Source organism: Stenotrophomonas sp. 28608_Sma, assembly GCF_056486185.1.
Genome location: NZ_CM151308.1, coordinates 4920346 through 4938760, shown reverse-complemented (window position 1 = coordinate 4938760; position 18415 = coordinate 4920346). Strand labels below are relative to the sequence as shown.

Sequence of the window (18415 nt, the reverse complement as noted above, 5' to 3'; positions counted from 1 at the left end):
GATGAGCCAACTGTCCCCCCTGCTGATCGAACTGGGCACCGAGGAGCTGCCGGTCAAGGCGCTGCCGGGCCTCGCCCAGGCGTTCTTCGATGGCGTTGTCGACGGCCTGCGCAAGCGCGGCGTCGCGCTGGAACTGGGCGATGCGCGCCCGCTGTCGACTCCGCGCCGCCTGGCCGTGCTGCTGCCGGGCGTCGGCCTGGAACAGCCGGAACAGCACAGCGAAGTGCTGGGCCCGTACCTGAACATCGCGCTGGATGCCGAAGGCCAGCCGACCAAGGCCCTGCAGGGCTTCGCCGCCAAGGCCGGGATCGACTGGACCGCGCTGGAAAAGACCACCGACAACAAGGGTGAGCGCTTCGTGCACCGCGCGGTGACCCCGGGCGCGAGCACCGCCAGCCTGCTGCCGGAGATCCTGCGCGAGGCGATCGCGGCGATGCCGATTCCCAAGCCGATGCGCTGGGGCGACCACGCCTGGGGCTTCGCGCGCCCGGCGCACTGGCTGGTGCTGCTGCACGGCGCCAACGTGGTCGAGGCCGAACTGTTCGGCCTGCAGGCCGGCCGCGTCAGCCGTGGCCATCGCTTCCACCACGACCAGGCGGTGTCGCTGGCGCAGCCGCAGGACTACGTTGAAGCGCTGCGTGCCGCGTTCGTGCTGGTCGACCCGAGCGAACGCCGTGCGCGCATCGTTGCCGAGGTCGAGGCCGCTGCGGCCAAGGCCGGTGGCAGCGCCCGCATCACCGACGACAACCTGGAGCAGGTGGTGAACCTGGTCGAATGGCCGTCGGCAGTGCTGTGCAGCTTCGAACGCGCGTTCCTGGCGGTGCCGCAGGAAGCGCTGATCGAGACGATGGAGATCAACCAGAAGTTCTTCCCGGTGCTGGATGCCGCTGGCACCCTGACCGAGAAGTTCATCGGCATCGCCAACATCGAATCGAAGGACGTGGCCGAAGTGGCCAAGGGCTACGAGCGCGTAATCCGCCCGCGCTTCGCTGATGCCAAGTTCTTCTTCGACGAGGACCTGAAGCAGGGCCTGGTGTCGATGGGCGACGGCCTGAAAACGGTGACCTACCAGGCCAAGCTGGGCAGCGTGGCCGATAAGGTGGCGCGCGTGGCCGCTCTGGCCGAAGTGATCGCCCCCCAGGTCGGCGCCGACGCCGCGCAGGCCAAGCGGGCCGCGCAGTTGGCCAAGAACGACCTGCAGTCGCGCATGGTCAACGAATTCCCGGAACTGCAGGGCATCGCCGGCCGCCACTACGCCGTGGCCGGTGGTGAATCGCAGGAGGTAGCGCTGGCCATCGACGAGGCCTACCAGCCGCGCTTCGGCGGTGACGACATCGCGCTGTCGCCGCTGGGCAAGGTGCTGGCGATTGCTGAACGTGTCGACACGCTGGCCGGTGGCTTCGCCGCTGGCCTGAAGCCGACCGGCAACAAGGACCCGTTCGCCCTGCGCCGCAACGCGCTGGGCCTGGCCCGCACGATCATCGAAAGCGGCTTCGAGCTGGACCTGCGCGCGCTGCTGGCCAGCGCCAACGCCGGCCTGGCCGCGCGCAACGTGCAGGCCGATGTCGGCGAGCTGTACGACTTCATCCTCGACCGCCTGAAGGGCTACTACGCCGACAAGGGCGTGCCGGCCACGCACTTCAACGCCGTCGCCGAGCTGAAGCCGGCCTCGCTGTACGACTTCGACCGCCGCCTGGATGCGATCGGCACCTTCGCCGCGCTGCCGGAAGCCGAGGCGCTGGCTGCGGCCAACAAGCGCATCCGCAACATCCTCCGCAAGGCCGAAGGCGACATCCCGGCCCAGATCGACCCGGCGCTGCTGCAGGAAGACGCCGAGCGCGCGCTGGCTGAAGCTGTCACCGCGGCCATCGACGACACCGGCGCCAGCCTGCAGCACAAGGACTATGTGGCTGTGCTGGCGCGCCTGGCACGCCTGCGCCCGCAGGTCGACGCGTTCTTCGATGGCGTGATGGTCAATGCCGAGGATCCGGCGCTGCGTGGCAACCGCCTGGCGCTGCTGACGATGCTGGGCGAGCGCCTGGGCAAGGTGGCAGCGATCGAGCATCTGTCGAGCTGACGCCCGTATTGGTAGTGCCGGCCGCTGGCCGGCATGGCCACCGCGCATCGGATCGATCTGTGGGTTGCCGGCCAGCGGCCGGCACTACCGGATCACCGCCGGCGGATGTCCATCGGGGTCATTGCCGGCATCGCGCACGATGCCGGCATCCTCGGCTGCGATCACGACGATCGCCACAAAGGCGCGTATTTTGACCGCCACTTAACAACCGATCCCCAATGACGTGATGCATTTCGCATCGTCACCTTCGGTCGGTATGCTGTGCCGCATGCAGCCAAAGAAATACGCCCTGCCGCTGATGGTCCTGTCGCTGGCCGCCACCTCCGTGGCCCACGCGCGCGGCACCATCGACAAGGTGGACATCAAGGGATTGGACAAGGGCGACGACGCCGCAATCATCGAGAACATCCAGGAATCGCTGTCGCTGTACGACACGATCGGCAAGGAACAGGGCGAATCGCGCCTGGAGTACCTGCTGTCACAGGCCGAGCGGCAGACCCGCCAGGCACTGGAACCGTTCGGGTACTACAACCCGGTGATCAAGGTCGAGGCGCCGCGCGAGGACGAGCACGTGCGCGTGCTGATCCATGTCGACAAGGGCACCCCGGTGACCGTCCGCCGCGAGCACATCGACATCACCGGGCCGGCGATGTACGACCAGTACCTGCAGGACGATCTGGCCGCGTTCAAGCCGCGCAAGGGCCAGCGTTTCGAACATACGCAGTACGAAGCCAGCAAGATCACCGTCACCCGCCGCCTGGCCGAACGTGGCTATTTCGATGCCGACTACACCCAGCGTCAGGTGCAGATCACCCGTGCCGACAACGCCGCCGACATCGACCTGACCTGGGACAGCGGCCGCCGCTACAACATGGGACCGGTGCGTTTCGAGCAGGACTACTTCGTCGACAAGCTGTTCGATCCGCTGGTGTACTGGGAACAGGGCAGCTACTTCCACGAGGGCAAGCTGGACCGGCTGCGCGAGTCGCTGACCAAGCTGGACTACTTCAGCGTGATCGACATCCAGCCGCGGCCCGACCAGGCCGATGCGAACGGCGAAGTGCCGGTGGATGTGAAGCTGACCCGTGCCAAGCGCACCATCTACACCGCGGGTCTGAGCTACGGCAGCGAAAGTGGCCCGGGTGTGCGCGGTGGCATCGAACGGCGGTGGCTGAACAACCGCGGCCACAAGATGAACACGCAGCTGGACTATGCGCAGAAGCGCAAGAGCCTGGTCACCAGCTACCGCATTCCGGCCTTCAACTGGCTTGATGGCTGGTACACCTTCGCTGCCAGCGCCTACGACGAGCAGACCGACTACATCGACCTGCGCAACTTCAAGCTGATCGCCAGCCGCAGCGGCGAGATCAACGAACACTGGACCGCGATCGCCTCGATCAACGCGCTGCGCGAGCGCTGGCGCTATGCATCCGGCACCGAATTCACCGACGCGGTCTACAACACGTCGACGCTGGTGTACCCGCAGATGGTCGCCGACTACGTCAACGTCGATGACGAACTGTTCCCGCGCAAGGGCATCAGCGGTACTGCGACGATGCGTGCCGGCGTTGAAGGTGCCGGTTCGGACACCAGCTTCGTGCAGGCCAATGCCGTGCTGCGCTGGTACATCCCGGTGGGCGAAAGCAACCGCCTGATCCTGCGCGGCGAGGGTGGCACCACCTGGACCAGTGATCTGGTGGCGATGCCGCCCAGCCTGCGCTACTTCGCCGGTGGTGACCGCAGCATCCGCGGCTATGCCTATCGCGAGGTGGGCCCGCGGACCCCGGCACCGGACAAGTACGCGCTGGGCGCCAAGAACCTGGTGATCGGCTCGGCCGAGTACGAGCACTATTTCAATGGTGGCCCTTGGGGTGCGGCGGTGTTCGTCGATACCGGCAGCGCCTTCGACAACACCATCGATCTGCATACCGGCGTCGGCTTCGGCGTGCGCTGGAAATCGCCGGTGGGCCCGGTGCGCGTGGATATCGCGCATGGCTTGAACAACCCGGATTCGCAGTTCCAGCTGTACCTCAACATCGGAGCGGACCTGTGAGTACGCCCGCACCCACTCCGAACCCGACCACGCCGCCGCGCGTGCGCTTCTACCGCCGCCGCCGCTTCTGGGCCTGGTCCGGTGTGGGCGTGCTGGGCCTGGTGCTGCTGGCCCTGCTGGCGGTGTACTGGTTGCTGCAGACCGTGGCCGGGCGTGACGTGCTGCTGGCGCAGGTGGTGGCACGGCTGCCGGTGGGCGCCAGCTTCACCTGGGACAAGGTGGACGGCCCGGTGGCCGGTCCGCTGACCCTGTACAACGTCGACTTCCGCTACGACGACATCCATTTCCACGCCGAGCGCGCCCATCTGGAGCCGGACCTGCGCCCGCTGCTGGGCCGCAAGCTGCTGCTGGACAAGCTGGAGCTGACCAACGCGACGTTGAACCTGGCCAAGAGTGACGAGCCGTTCAAGCTGCCGTCGTGGCCCGATTCGCTGCCGCAGATCGAAATGCCGTTGGCGATCCAGGCCGATGCCATCGCCATCGACGGCTTCCGCATCAGCCAGGCCAACGAGCCGGTGATCGACATCAGTCGCGTGCGCGGCGGCATCGAGATCGCCAATGGCGAGTTCCAGGCACACAAACTGGTGGTGGACAGCGACATGGGCAATTTCACCGCCCAGGGTCGTTACATCCCGGCCAAGGACTACGACACCGATGTGACCGTCACCGCGGTGCTGCCGGCGCCGCGTGGCCGCACGGCCGCCACCGTCGGCCTGGTCGCCCGCGGTGACCTGTCGCACATGGAAGTGGCCGTAGCCGGGCGCGCGCCGAAGCCGCTGCACGCGATGCTGGTGTTCGATGGCCGCACCGATCCGAGCTGGAGCGCCAGCATCCGCAGTGACGAGCTGGATCTGGCGCTGCTGTCGCCGGCACTGGCCAGCTCGGCGATCGCGCCGCTGGCACTGGACTTCACCGCCGCCGGCAAGGGCGGCAACGCCAACCTGCGTGGCAAGGTGAAACAGGGCGATCAGGAACTGGAACTGGCACCGTCGGTGGTGTCGCTGCAGGACCAGGTGCTGAAAGTCTCACCGCTGCTGGTGAAGGGTCTTGGCGGTGAGGCGCGGCTGGAAGGCACGGCCGATTTCAGCCAGGAAGACCAGCAGAAGCTCAACTTCTCGGTGGTCGCACATGACCTGACCTACGAGCCAGCGGCGGACCCGAACACCGCCGGCAGCGCCCCGGTGCCGGTCACCTTGAAGGAAGCACGCTTCGGCCTGGCCGGTACCCTGAAGGCCTGGGCGGCGATCGGCCGCGCCGAGGTCGAGCGCGACGCGCAGAAGGCACAGCTGCACTTCGATGTGCGCGGCAACGATCAGGCCGCGTCGATCCACCAGCTGCAGGCGCAGACCCCGGGTGGCCAGCTGCAGGTGGAAGGCCAGGTGGCGTGGGCACCGCAGCTGGACTGGGATGCCAAGGCCACGCTGAAGGACTTCGACCCCGGCTATTTCGTGCCGGGCTGGAATGGCCGCCTGTCCGGCAACCTGGCCTCCAAGGGCCGCCAGCTGCCGCCGCCGGCAAACGCACCGCCGGGTACCGCCGGCACGTTGGAAGCCACGGTCGATCTGCCGTCGTTGAAGGGCGTGCTGCGTCAGCGCAACCTGGACGCACAGGGCAAGTTCGCGCTGCAGGGCGCGCAGGGCCAGGGTGACCTGAAGCTGTCGCTGGGCAGCAGCCGGGTGACCGCTTCGGGCAAGGTCGGTGACCGCCTCGACATCGATGCGCGTTTCGAACCGCTGCAGCTGAGTGACCTGCTGCCGGGCGCCGATGGCGGCCTGCGTGGCCAGGTACAGGTGAAGGGCCCGCGCGATGCGCCGGACATCACCGCCGACCTGGTCGGCAACAACCTCAACTGGGACGGCTACGGCGCCGAGAGCGTGAGCATCAAGGGCCACCTGCCGTGGCGTGGCGACAGCGGCACGCTGGCGATCCAGGGCCAGCAGGTCAATGCCGGCATGCTGCTGGAACGCTTGAATGTGGATGCGCAGGGCAGTGTCTCCAACCTGCGCCTGGCCGCGCAGACCCGCAACGAGATGGGCGCGATCGAGCTGCAGGGCAGCGTGCGCCAGCAGGGCGCGCAGTGGCGCGGCGAGCTGGCCGCGCTGCGCATCGCACCGGTGAAGGGCGATGCCTGGTCGCTGCGTGCACCGGCGGCGTTCGCGATCAACGGCAGCAACTACACGCTGGGCGAAGCCTGCCTGGCCGCTGCCAGCAGCGGCACACTGTGCGCACAGGCCAACTGGCCGCGCGAGGGCCTGGTGGTGCGCAGTGATGCGCTGCCACTGGCGCTGGTGCAGCCGTGGTTGCCGCCGCAGTCCGGCCGTCGCATCTACCTGCGTGGCGATGTCAGCCTGGATGCGCAGATCCGCCCGCGCGGCAACGCCTGGGAAGGCCATGTGGAAGTGCGCTCGAAGGAAGGCGGCGTGCGCCTGGGTGAGAACCGCAATGCCGTGGGGGACACCACCCGTGGCGAGCTGGTGCGCTACGACCAGTTCTCGCTCAAGCTCGACATGACCCCGGCCAGCATCAAGGGCTACCTGGGCATGGGCTTCCAGGGCAACGGCTTCGTCGACGCCAGGATGCAGACCGGCTGGGAAGCCAGCGCACCGCTGAACGGCGAGCTCTACCTCAACATGTCGCGGCTGTACTGGCTGGAGCTGTTCTCGCCGGACATCGTGCGACCGACCGGCCTGATCGAAGGCCACGTCAGCCTGCGCGGCACGCGTGGCCAGCCGTCGCTGGGCGGTGACGCGCAGCTGAGCAACTTCAAGGGTGAATTCCCGGCGCTGGGCCTGACCTTCGACCAGGGCAAGGGCAGCTTCGTGGCCCAGCCCGATGGTTCGGCCAAGATCACCGCGCAGGCCAACTCCGGCCAGGGCACGCTGTACGTGGATGGTGGCCTGTCGTGGTTCGGCGATGCACAGCCGCTGCAGTTGAAGATCCACGGCGACAACGTGCTGCTGTCCAACACCAGCGAGCTGCGCATCGTCGCCAATCCCAACCTCGACTTCACCCTGGCCAAGGCCGCGATGGAGCTGCGTGGCACCGTGCACGTGCCCGAGGCCGACATCGATCTGGAGCGCCTGGACCGCGGCACCTCGGTGTCCGAAGACGTGGTGGTGCTCGACCCGGCCGATCCGGAAGAGTCGCGTACCTCGCCGCTGGACATGGAGCTGACGGTCAGCCTCGGTGACAAGGTGAAGATGACCGGCTTCGGCCTGAAGGGCGCGCTGACCGGCAAGATGCAGGTCTGGGCCAAGCCTGGCCGCGAAATGACCGCCAATGGCGGGCTGGAAGTGAGTGGCCGCTACAAGGCGTACGGGCAGGACCTGACCATCACCCGCGGCAACCTCACCTGGAACTACAACGCGGTGTCCGACCCGCGCATCAACATCCGTGCCGAGCGCCGGATCGGTGATGTCACTGCTGGTATCGACGTGACCGGGCGTGCGCAGCAGCCGCGTGCGGACGTGTGGTCCGATCCGGCGATGTCGCAGTCCGAAGCCCTGGCTTATCTGGTGCTGGGACGCAGCCTGACCGGCGCCAGCAGCGACCAGACGCAGCAGGTCAATGCGGCCTCGGCGGCATTGTCGGCCGGCAGCGGCCTGCTGGCCTCGCAGCTGGGTGCCAAGCTGGGTCTGGACGATGCCGGCGTGAGCCAGTCGCGCGCGCTGGGTGGCTCGGTGATCGGCGTCGGCAAGTACATCTCGCCCAAGCTGTACGTCGGTTACGGCGTGTCGCTGGTCGGTGCCGGTTCGGTGATCACGCTGAAGTACCTGCTGCGCCGCGGCTTCGATGTGGAAGTGGAGTCGAGCACGGTGGAAAACCGTGGGTCGATCAACTGGCGGCGGGAGAAGTAACGATGCGGTAGTGCCGGCCGCTGGCCGGCACCTGCACCGTATCTCCCGAGTTGCGTGGGTTGCCGGCCAGCGGCCGGCACTACCGTGCACGACGCCCCCAACCATCGGCCGTTGCCCCTTCCGCCCCCAGCGGCTATGGTCCCGGGCTGTTCTGTCGTACCGGATTGCCCCATGTCACCACGCAAAGCCCTTCCCACTGCCCTGGCCCTGGGCCTGACCCTCGCCGCCGGCGCCCACGCCGATGAAGGCATGTGGATGCCGACCCAGCTGCCGGAGCTGGCCAAGCCGCTGCAGGCCGCAGGCTTCAAGGGCAATCCGGCCGACCTGGCCAATGTCACCGCACCGCCGCTGAGCGCGGTGGTGCGTGCCGGTGGCGGCACCGGCTCGTTCGTATCGTCGGACGGCCTGCTGCTGACCAACCACCACGTGGCGATGGGCGTGATCCAGTACAACAGCTCGCCCGAGCACGACCTGATCAATGGTGGCTTCATCGCCAGGGACCGCGCCGACGAGCGCCCGGCCAACCCGGACTTCCGCGTGCTGGTCACCGTCGGCTTCGACAAGGTGACCGACCAGGTGCTGGCGCAGGCGCGTGGCAAGACCGGCCGTGCCTACTTCGATGCGGTGGATGCGGCCAGCAAGCAGATCGTGGCCGAGTGCGAGAAGGACGGCAGCGTGCGCTGCTCGGTGGCCAACATGTACTACGGCACCGATTTCTACCGCATTGCCCAGCTGGAGCTGAGCGACGTGCGATTGGTCTACGCGCCGCCGCGTGCGATCGGCAACTACGGCGATGAGATCGACAACTTCATGTGGCCGCGCCACACCGGCGACTTCACCCTGCTGCGCGCCTATGTCGGCAAGGACGGCAAGCCGGCCGCGTACAGCAAGGACAACGTGCCCTACCAGGCGCCGGCGCACCTGCAGATGTCGGTGGAAGGTCCGAAGGAAGGTGACTACGCGATGCTGGCCGGTTACCCGGGCATTACCTATCGCCACCGTACCGCGGCCGAATTCGCTGGCCAGATCGATACCGTGCTGCCGCGCCGCGTATCGGTGTTCCAGCAGATGATCGACACCATCGAGGCCGCCAGTGCCAAGGACGCGCAGGCGCGCACCCGCTACGCCTCGCAGCTGCAGTCGCTGAAGAACAACCGCAAGCGCGCCGCCGGTGAGCTGGAAGGCCTGCTGCGCAGCGACGCCAAGGCCCAGCGTGCCGCCGACGAGACGGCGATGCTGGCTGCCACCGACCGCAAGTACCAGGGCGATATCAAGGCGCTGCTGACCAACCTGTCGCAGGGCGCGGCGGTGGGCGAACGTGACCTGCTGCTGGACCAGATGGCCGCACAGAGCCAGCTGCTGCGCTCGGCGCTGCTGCTGGAACGCCTGCGTATCGAATCTGCCAAGCCGGACGCGCAGCGCGAGAGTGGTTTCCAGCAGCGCGACCAGGCGATGATCGAAGGCGTGCTCAAGCAGGTCCAGCGCCGCTACGCGCCGGAGGTCGAGAAGGCGCTGCTGACCACCCTGCTGACCCGTTACCAGCAGCTGCCGGACGCGCAGCGCGTGGCCGAGTTCGATACGGCCTTCGGCCGTACCCCGGAGCAGCTGGCGAAGGCACTGGACACCCTGTACGCCGGCACCCAGCTGGGTGAAGAGGCACAGCGCCTGTCCCGTTTCGCTGCTGCGCGCGAAGGCAAGGCGCTGGCCGCCGATCCGCTGATCACCGTGGCCGCCCCGCTGGTGGCCGCGCAGCTGCGCATCGAGAACGAAAGCAAGACCCGCGAAGGCGAGCAGCTGCGCCTGCGCCCGGCCTACATGCAGGCGCTGTTCGCCTGGCGTGCCAAGCAGGGCCGCGCGGTGTACCCGGATGCCAACCGCACCCTGCGCATCAGCTACGGCAAGGTCGAAGCGCTGCATCCGCGCGACGGCGTGACCTACTCGCCGGTGACCACCGTGGCCGGCATCGTCGAGAAGAACACCAACGCCTATCCATTCGATGCGCCCAAGCCGCTGCTGGCCGCGATCGCCAAGGGTGACTTCGGCAGCACCGCCGACCCGGCGCTGAAGACCCAGACGGTCAACTTCCTGACCAACCTGGATACCACCGGCGGCAACTCCGGCTCGCCGGTGCTCAACGCCAAGGGCGAACTGATCGGCCTGAACTTCGACAGCAACTGGGAATCGGTCAGCGCCAGCTGGTGGTTCGACCCGCGCTACAAGCGCGCCGTGCACGTGGACATGCGCTACCTGCGCTGGCTGCTGGCCAAGGTCTACCCGGCGCCCGAGCTGCTGAAGGAAATGGGCGTGCCGGCCCAATAAGAAGCCGGCCACGACCAACGGTCGTGGCCCGCACCGCGTAGGCCCCCACCTTGGTGGGGGTGGTTGCCCCCAACGAGCCCGCACCCCCGGCCATGCCTGGCCTACACTGCGGGTTCTTCCGACGGAAACGCACGCGTGGTCTCCAGCTGGATCCTGCTGCTGGTCTCGGTTGCCTATGCCGCGCTGCTGTTCGGCGTGGCGTGGTGGGGTGACCGTCGGCCGATGTACCCCGACCGGCCGTGGCTGCGGCCGGTGGTCTACAGCCTGGCGCTGGCCGTGTACTGCTCGTCGTGGACGTTCTACGGCGCGGTCGGCACCGCCGTGCGCAACGGCGTGGGCTACCTGCCGATCTACATCGGCCCGCTGCTGCTGCTGTTGTTCGGCTGGCGCATCATCGAGCGCCTGGCGCTGATCGCGCGCAGCCAGAACGTGGTGTCCATCGCCGACTTCATCTCTTCGCGCTTCGGCCGCTCGCGGCGGCTGGCGGCGCTGGTGGCGATCATCGCGCTGATCGGCATCATTCCGTACCTGGCCCTGCAGTACAAAGCGGTGGCGATGAGCCTGCAGGTGCTGACCGGCAACACCGGCCCGACCGGCTTCTTCACCGATCCCGCGCTGTACGTGGCGCTGCTGATGGCGTTGTTCGCCACCCTGTTCGGTACCCGCCAGGTCGATGCCACCGAACACCATCACGGCATGATGCTGGCGATCGCCTTCGAATCGGTGATCAAGCTGTTGGCAATGCTGGCCGTGGGCGTGTTCGCCTACCTGTGGTTGAGCAACCGCACCGACGCGGTGGTCGAGTCGGTGCATACGCTGTTCACCGGCCTGCCGCCGGTGGGTTTCATCTCGCAGACCCTGCTCAGTTTCCTCGCCATCATCTGCCTGCCGCGCCAGTTCCACGTGGCCGTGGTCGAGTGCGGTGACGTGCGCGATGTGCGCCGCGCGCGCTGGATGTTCGGCGGCTACCTGGTACTGATCTCGGGCATGGTGCTGCCGATCGCCACCGCCGGCGTGACCCTGTTCGGTACCGGCGGCAGCGTCGCCGACGACTCGATGGTGCTGGCCCTGCCGCTGGCCGAAGGCCGCAATGCGCTGGCGCTGATCGCCTATGTGGGCGGCTTCTCGGCGGCCACCGGCATGGTGATCGTGTCGTCCATCGCGCTGGCCACCATGGTCAGCAACGATCTGGTGATGCCGGTGCTGCTGCGCCGCAGCGGTGACCACCAGGAGGCCGCCGACGTCGCCTCGCGCGTGCTGTGGATCCGCCGCCTGGCGATCCTGCTGCTGGCGCTGATGGCCTACAGCTATTACCGCACCAGCAGCAACGACAGCACGCTGGCCTCGTATGGCCTGATGGCGTTCGCCGCGGTGGCGCAGTTTGCGCCGGGCCTGATCGGCGGCCTGTACTGGCGCGGTGCCAGCCGGCGCGGCGTCGAGGTGGGCATGCTGCTCGGCTTTGCCACCTGGCTGTACACCCTGCTGCTGCCGGCGATGACGATGGCCGGCTGGGTCGATGCTGGCTGGGTGCAGCACGGCCCGTTCGGCATCGAGTGGCTGCGGCCGCAGCAGCTGTTCGGCATGACCGGCTGGGACCCGCTGACCCACGGCACGTTCTGGTCGCTGCTGGTCAATGCAGCGACGATGATGCTGGTGTCCGCGCGCTGGCGGCCCGGCGTCGACGAGCGGCTGCGCGCCGCACCCTTCCTCGACCCGTATGCCGAGCGCCCGTCGGTGGCCGGTGGCTGGCCTGGTCACGTGCACGTGGGCGACCTGCTGGCACTGGCCTCGCGCGTGGTCGGCGAGCGCCACGCGCGGCGTTCGTTCTTCGAGCAGGCACAGTCGCTGGGCCGCGAGCTGCAATCCTCGGCGCCGGCCGACCGGCCGTGGGTGCAGTTCACCGAACGCCTGCTGGCCGCGTCGATTGGTGCGGCCTCGGCGCGCCTGCTGCTGACCAGCCTGCTGCGTGGCTCGGGCATGGATCTGGGCGAAGTGGTGGCCGTGCTGGACGAAGCCGGGCAGGAGCTGCGCTTCAACCGCGAAATCCTGTCGACCACGCTGGAGAACATCAGCGCCGGGGTCAGCGTGGTCGATCCGGACATGCGGCTGACCGCATGGAATCGCCGCTACCAGGACATGTTCGGCTACCCCGACGGCATGCTCTACGTGGGCCGCCCGGTGGCCGACCTGATCCGCTACAACGCCGAGCGCGGCGAGTTGGGCGAGGGCGATATCGAGGTGCAGATCAATCGCCGCATCGGCTACATGCGCGCTGGCTCACCGCACGTGTTCGAGCGCACCCGAAGCGATGGCAAGGTGATCGAGATGCGCGGCCAGGCGCTGCCAGGTGGCGGCTACGTGACCAGCTACAACGACATCACCGACTACAAGCACGCGGAAAAAGCGCTGCTGGAAGCCAACGAGACGCTGGAACAGCGCGTGGCCGAACGCTCGCATGAGGCCGAGGTCGCGCAGCAGTCGAAGACCCGTTTCCTGGCGGCGATCAGCCACGACGTGCTGCAGCCGTTGAACGCAGCGCGCCTGTTCGCTTCGGCACTGCGCGACAGTGATCACGTGAGCGACGAGCAGAAGCATCTGGCCGAGCGTGTGGACGCTTCGTTGCGTGCGGCCGAAGAGCTGCTCGATGGCCTGCTGGATGTGTCGCGGCTGGATGCCGGCGGCCTGCATCCGGTGATCGGCGAGTTCGACGTGAGCGCGTTGATGCGTGAGCTGGCCGCGCAGTACACCCCGGTCGCGGCTGGCCGCGGCCTGCGCCTGGACCTGTTCGCACGCCCTGCGTGGGTGCGCAGTGACCGCCGCCTGCTGCGCCGCGTGCTGCAGAACTTCCTGGCCAATGCGCTGCGCTACACCCGCCAGGGCCGCATCGTGCTGGCCGTGCGCCAGCGCGGCGACGAAGTGGAGCTGCAGGTGTGGGATACCGGGCCCGGCATTCCCGAGCACCACATGCGGCAGATCTTCGACGAGTTCCACCGCTACCAGCAGCCGTTCGACTGGGGTGAGCAGGGCCTGGGCCTGGGGCTGTCGATCTGCCAGCGCATCTCGCGCCTGCTCGACCATCGGTTGAACGCACGCAGCCGGGTCGGCAAGGGCTCGATGTTCTCGATCATCCTGCCGCGGGTGGCGCCATTGCCGGGTTATACCGAGCTGGCCACGCCGGTACAGGCGGTGGCCGCACCGGTACGCAGCGATTCGCTGGCTGGCCTGCGCGTGCTGTGCGTGGACAACGACGAGGAGATCCTCGACGGCATGCGCGCACTGCTCGGCCGTTGGCAGGTGCAGGTGATCACCGCCGCCACCGTCGACCAGGCGCTGGAAAAGATCGCCGAGCGCCCGCAGGTGATGCTGGTGGATTACCACCTGCACGACCGCATGGACGGCCTGGATGCGCTGGTGGCGTTGCGCGAGGCAGCCGGTTACCCGCTGCCGGGCGCACTGCTTACCGCCGATGGTCGCGACGAGCTGAAGCGGATGGCGCGCGAACGCGGCTACCGCGTGCTGACCAAGCCGATCAAGCCGGCCTCGCTGCGCGCCTTCCTCGGCGCGCTGCGCGACGCTCAGTAGTGCCGGCCGCTGGCCGGCAACCACGCAATCGCTCGCTCTCGGCGTTTTACCCCAGGCCGTGCAGGTGTTCGTACAGGATCGTCGCGCCGATGATCACCAGGATCACGCCGCCGATGATCTCGGCACGCTTGCCGACCATGCTGCCCAGCACGCGGCCGAGCATGATGCCGGCGGTGACCATGGTCAGCGTGCACAGGCCGATGACCGCTGCCATCACGCCGATATGCACGTCCATGAAAGCCAGGCCGATGCCCACCGCCATCGCGTCGATGCTGGTGGCGAAACCGGTCAGCGCCAGCTTCCAGAAGCCGTGGTGCTGCGAGGGGTCTTCGTCCTCGTCGGCACTGTCCGGGCGCAGGCCGTTGTAGATCATGTGGATGCCCAGTGCGCCGAGCAGGCCGAAGGCGATCCAGTGGTCGAAGGCTTCGACGTACTGCAGGGCGGCGCGGCCGAGCAGCCAACCGATGATGGGCGTGATCGCCTCGATGACGCCGAAGATGATGCCGGCACGCAATGCATCACGGAACACCGGCTTGCGCATGGCCGCACCCTTGCCGATTGCAGCGGCGAAGGCATCGGTGGACATGGCAAAGCCGATCAGGAGGATCGAAATGGGGGACATGGGCGGCGGCTGAGGTCGGGCTAGGACGGACGCACGGCCTGCGCTCGCGCCCAACCTGACGTTGCGCGCGCGGGCCGCTGGTCTCGCCAACCATCATGGTTGTCCACGCCACGGCGCACTGGCCGAGTATGTTGACGTGGACGATTCCTGCGTAGGAATCCGGCTACTCCCCAAGGGGACGCGCAGCTTAGCATCGCGATTCACGCACGGCGCATTTCCAGCGAAACGCGCAGGCAGGGCTGGTTTGTATAGCGATGGCTATATCGAGAGCGCAGCGGTGCCTGGTAGTGCCGGCCGCTGGCCGGCAGGTGCACCATCAAAAGCGTGCCAAGCGAGCTTGGCACCTACCGGAGCAGTGCCTGATGGTGCTGGGCCATGCCTGGAGGCCTGGGACCATCCGGACAGCCTTCGCGAACGAAAGCGATCAACGTGCGGATACTTTCGATTCTGTTGAGGGCAGGGTGAGAGGTTGCTCATCGGCTGGGCGGGTCATTGAACTGATCTGGAACTGACACCAGTCACCCATGATCTGCAGATTCGCAACCCGCTGCGGATCGTCCTCCCCGCTGGGCCCCACTGCACGAATGCGCAATGCAGCGATGCTTCTCTCGAGATCGTCGACATGGGTGAACAACTGCTCATTGGCTGCATATTCAAGATCGGCGAAGAGCCGCTGGTACCTTGAATAGCCGAGATCAGGCATGAACCTGCCACTCACGCGCCAGGATTCATATCGGAAGCACTGGACTACACCAATCTTCAAGCCGTCGGTATCGATCAGTGTCCAGGTGTCCATCGTTTCGGGCGGGAAGTTGGAACGTCCAGCTTGAGACCGAATCCATCATCCCGCCAGAGCTGATTGCGTCCTCGGCGGGGCTGGGCAAAAGTGCCAAGCAAGCTTGGCACCTACCGAAGCGATTTCAGGCGGTTTCAGGCCAATGCCGGCCAGCGGCCGGCACTACCTTCAGTCTTCTTCCGGCGGCAGCACGATGGCGTCGTCGTCGATCGCCAGCTTGCCGGCCATCAGCACGGCCTGGGTGCGGTTGGTGACGCCCAGCTTGCGCAGGATGGCGGTGACGTGGGCCTTGATCGTCGCTTCGGAGACGTTGAGGTCGTAGGCGATCTGCTTGTTCAAGCGGCCGGCGCCGAGCATCTGCAGCACGCGGAACTGCTGCGGGGTCAGCTCACGCAAGCGCTGGCCGACTTCGCGTTCCTCGCTGCCGGTGGGCGGCACGTTGTGCGCTTCCGGCGGTGCCCAGGTCTCACCATCGAGGATGGTGCCCAGTGCGTGGCCGATGGTGTCCGAATCCGCAGACTTCGGAATGAAGCCCAGCGCGCCGTGGTCGAGCGCTCGGCGCATCACCGTGGCTTCTTCGCGCGCGGACACCACGACCACCGGCAGCTGCGGATGCAGCGAGCGCATGTGCACCAGCGCGTTGAAACCCTGCGCACCGGGCATGTTGAGATCCATCAGGACCAGGTCGGCGTCGTTGTGCTGGTCGGCCAGCGCGTACAGCGCTTCCACGCTGTCGGCTTCGAACAGCTGCACGCCGGGGATGACCCGCTGTACCGCCCCACGCAGGGCTTCGCGGAACAGCGGGTGGTCATCGGCAATCAGGAGGGTGGTCATGGGTCGAGCTTATCGATCAGGAAAAAGAGCGACGTGATGGCAGGTGCAGGACGGGTCGGACACGGCCGGGTCCCTCCTCCCGGCCACGTCCCTGGCGCGTCCTGCGCCTGCGGTCACGCCATCAGCGCACCTTGCGCTCGTCCACCAGCGACGCCACCACCGACGGATCGGCCAGGGTCGAGGTGTCGCCAAGCTGGTCCGGTGCGTTCTCGGCGATCTTGCGCAGGATGCGGCGCATGATCTTGCCCGAGCGGGTCTTCGGCAGGCCCGGCGCCCACTGCAGGTGGTCCGGCGTGGCGATCGGGCCGATCTCCTTGCGTACCCACGCAATCAGCTCCTTGTGCAGCTCATCGGTCGGCGCCTCTTCGGCCACCAGGGTGACGTAGGCGTAGATGCCCTGGCCCTTCACGTCGTGCGGGAAGCCGACCACGGCCGCTTCCGCCACCTTCGGGTGCGAGACCAGAGCGCTTTCCACTTCGGCGGTGCCGATGCGGTGGCCGGACACGTTGATCACATCGTCCACGCGGCCGGTGATCCAGTAGTAGCCGTCTTCGTCGCGGCGGCAACCGTCGCCGGTGAAATAGCTGCCCGGGTAGGTGCGGAAATACGTATCGATGAAGCGCTGATGGTCGCCGTACACCGTGCGCATCTGGCCCGGCCAGGAATCGCGGATGATCAGGTTGCCCTCGGTCGGGCCGTCCTGGATCTCGCCATCGGCGTTGACCAGCGCCGGCTGCACGCCGAAGAAGGGCAGGGTGGCCGAGCCGGGCTTGAGGTCCATCGCGCCGGCCAGCGGCGAGATCAGGATGCCGCCGGTCTCGGTCTGCCACCAGGTATCGACGATCGGGCAGCGGCTGTCGCCGACCACCTCGTAGTACCAGCGCCAGGCTTCCGGATTGATCGGTTCGCCGACGCTGCCGAGCAGGCGCAGCGACGCGCGCGAGGTCTTCTTCACCGGCTCCTCGCCTTCGCGCATCAGTGCGCGGATGGCGGTCGGGGCGGTGTAGAAGATGCTCACCTTGTGCTTGTCGATGACGTTCCAGAAGCGCGAGGTGTCCGGATAGTTCGGCACGCCTTCGAACATCAGTGAGGTCGCGCCGTTGGCCAGCGGGCCGTACACGATGTAGCTGTGGCCGGTGACCCAGCCGACATCGGCGGTGCACCAGTAGATGTCGTCCTCGCGCAGATCGAACACCGCTTCATGGGTGTAGGCCGCGTACAGCAGGTAGCCGCCGGTGGTGTGCAGCACGCCCTTCGGCTTGCCGGTGGAACCGGAGGTGTAGAGGATGAACAGCGGGTCTTCCGCGTTCATGCGTTCCGGCTCGCAGGTGGCCGGCTGGCTGTCCACCACATCGTGGAACCAGCGGTCGCGCGGGGCCTGCATGTCGACCGCGCCGCCGGTGTGACGCACCACCAGCACGGTTTCCACGGTATTGGTGCCGGGCAGCTTCAGCGCAGCATCGACGTTGGCCTTCAGCGGAATCTTTCGACCACCGCGCAGACCCTCGTCTGCGGTGATGATCAGCTTGCTCTGGCAGTCGCTGACGCGGTCGGCGATCGAGTTCGGTGCGAAGCCACCGAACACCACCGAGTGGATCGCACCGATGCGCGCACAGGCCAGCATGGCCACGGCGGCGTCGACGATCATCGGCAGGTAGATGGTGACCCGATCGCCCTTCTTGACCCCGAGGTTGCGCAGCGCATTGCCGAGGCGGCAGGTGCGCTCGTACAGCTCGCGATAGGTCACGTGCTGGGCCGGTGCATCCGGGCCATCCGGCTCGAACAGCAGGGCGGTCTTGTCGCCACGCTTCTCCAGCTGGCGGTCCAGGCAGTTCACACTGGCATTGAGCTCGCCATCTTCGAACCACTTGATGTGGAAATCGGACAGGTCGTAGCTGACGTTCTTGATCTTCGTCGGCTTGCGCATCCACTCCAGGCGCTCGGCGGCCTTGCCCCAGAAACCATCCGGGTCGGTCACCGAAGCCTGGTACTGCTGTTCGTACGACGTCTTGTCGATGCGTGCCTTGGCGGCGAACTGCGGATCGACGGGGTAGATATCAGCCATGGCACCCTCACTTGCACGTTGACTTTGTATGTGCGGTCGCAGCATCGCAGCGACCGATCCCCTTCAGTTTGCCCCATCCACCCCCGGCCGCGTCACCACTCCGGTTAGACCATGGTCGAAAGTGAGCGCCCAGCAGGGCCGGGTTCGACCAATGGCGAATAGCCGCTGTGCGTGAACGCCCCGCAGTCTCGGCTCGACCGTGCCCCACGC

General features: G+C 67.2%; 10 protein-coding genes and 1 riboswitch. Of the genes, 6 read left to right on the top strand and 4 right to left on the bottom strand.

Annotated features, from left to right (window positions below; all coding sequences use genetic code 11):
• The first annotated feature begins 1 nt into the window (after position 1).
• The 6 genes from glyS to ACZLHH_RS23185 all read left to right on the top strand — a co-directional run bounded on the left by glyS (position 2) and on the right by ACZLHH_RS23185 (position 13888).
• On the top strand, positions 2-2077 hold the full coding sequence (glyS, locus tag ACZLHH_RS23210; RefSeq protein WP_164080011.1) for a glycine--tRNA ligase subunit beta: 2076 nt from the start codon (positions 2-4) through the stop codon (positions 2075-2077).
• Positions 2078-2110: 33 nt separating this feature from the next.
• Positions 2111-2299 carry a hypothetical protein gene (locus ACZLHH_RS23205; RefSeq protein ID WP_143048257.1) on the top strand — a complete coding sequence of 63 codons (189 nt, stop codon included), beginning with the start codon at positions 2111-2113 and terminating at the stop codon, positions 2297-2299.
• 34 nt (positions 2300-2333) lie between these two features.
• Complete coding sequence (locus ACZLHH_RS23200) at positions 2334-4130, top strand: autotransporter assembly complex protein TamA (protein WP_080291770.1); 1797 nt, start codon at positions 2334-2336, stop codon at positions 4128-4130.
• Positions 4127-7987 (top strand): translocation/assembly module TamB domain-containing protein, encoded by a 3861-nt coding sequence (locus ACZLHH_RS23195; RefSeq protein WP_180844896.1) that lies wholly within the window; start codon positions 4127-4129, stop codon positions 7985-7987. The genes ACZLHH_RS23200 and ACZLHH_RS23195 overlap by 4 nt, the downstream gene beginning before the upstream one ends.
• Positions 7988-8158: 171 nt before the next feature.
• Positions 8159-10306, top strand: coding sequence for a S46 family peptidase (locus ACZLHH_RS23190; protein WP_049462250.1), 2148 nt, complete (start codon positions 8159-8161; stop codon positions 10304-10306).
• A 135-nt stretch (positions 10307-10441) separates the two neighbouring features.
• On the top strand, positions 10442-13888 hold the full coding sequence (locus tag ACZLHH_RS23185) for a hybrid sensor histidine kinase/response regulator (RefSeq protein WP_088028076.1): 3447 nt from the start codon (positions 10442-10444) through the stop codon (positions 13886-13888).
• A 46-nt stretch (positions 13889-13934) separates the two neighbouring features.
• On the opposite strand, the gene ACZLHH_RS23180 is transcribed toward ACZLHH_RS23185, so the two are convergent.
• The 4 genes from ACZLHH_RS23180 to acs form a co-directional block, all read right to left on the bottom strand.
• Entirely contained in the window at positions 13935-14510 is a 576-nt protein-coding gene (locus ACZLHH_RS23180) for a manganese efflux pump MntP (protein WP_107433447.1), read from the bottom strand.
• 88 nt (positions 14511-14598) lie between these two features.
• Positions 14599-14688, bottom strand: a riboswitch (yybP-ykoY riboswitch).
• Between the two features lie 246 nt (positions 14689-14934).
• Positions 14935-15306, bottom strand: a complete 372-nt coding sequence (locus tag ACZLHH_RS23175; protein WP_125893301.1) for a hypothetical protein — start codon at positions 15304-15306, stop codon at positions 14935-14937.
• Between the two features lie 168 nt (positions 15307-15474).
• Entirely contained in the window at positions 15475-16140 is a 666-nt protein-coding gene (locus ACZLHH_RS23170) for a response regulator transcription factor (protein ID WP_005420420.1), read from the bottom strand.
• Between the two features lie 121 nt (positions 16141-16261).
• Positions 16262-18205 (bottom strand): acetate--CoA ligase, encoded by a 1944-nt coding sequence (gene acs, locus ACZLHH_RS23165; RefSeq protein ID WP_180844895.1) that lies wholly within the window; start codon positions 18203-18205, stop codon positions 16262-16264.
• Between the last annotated feature and the right edge of the window lie 210 nt (positions 18206-18415).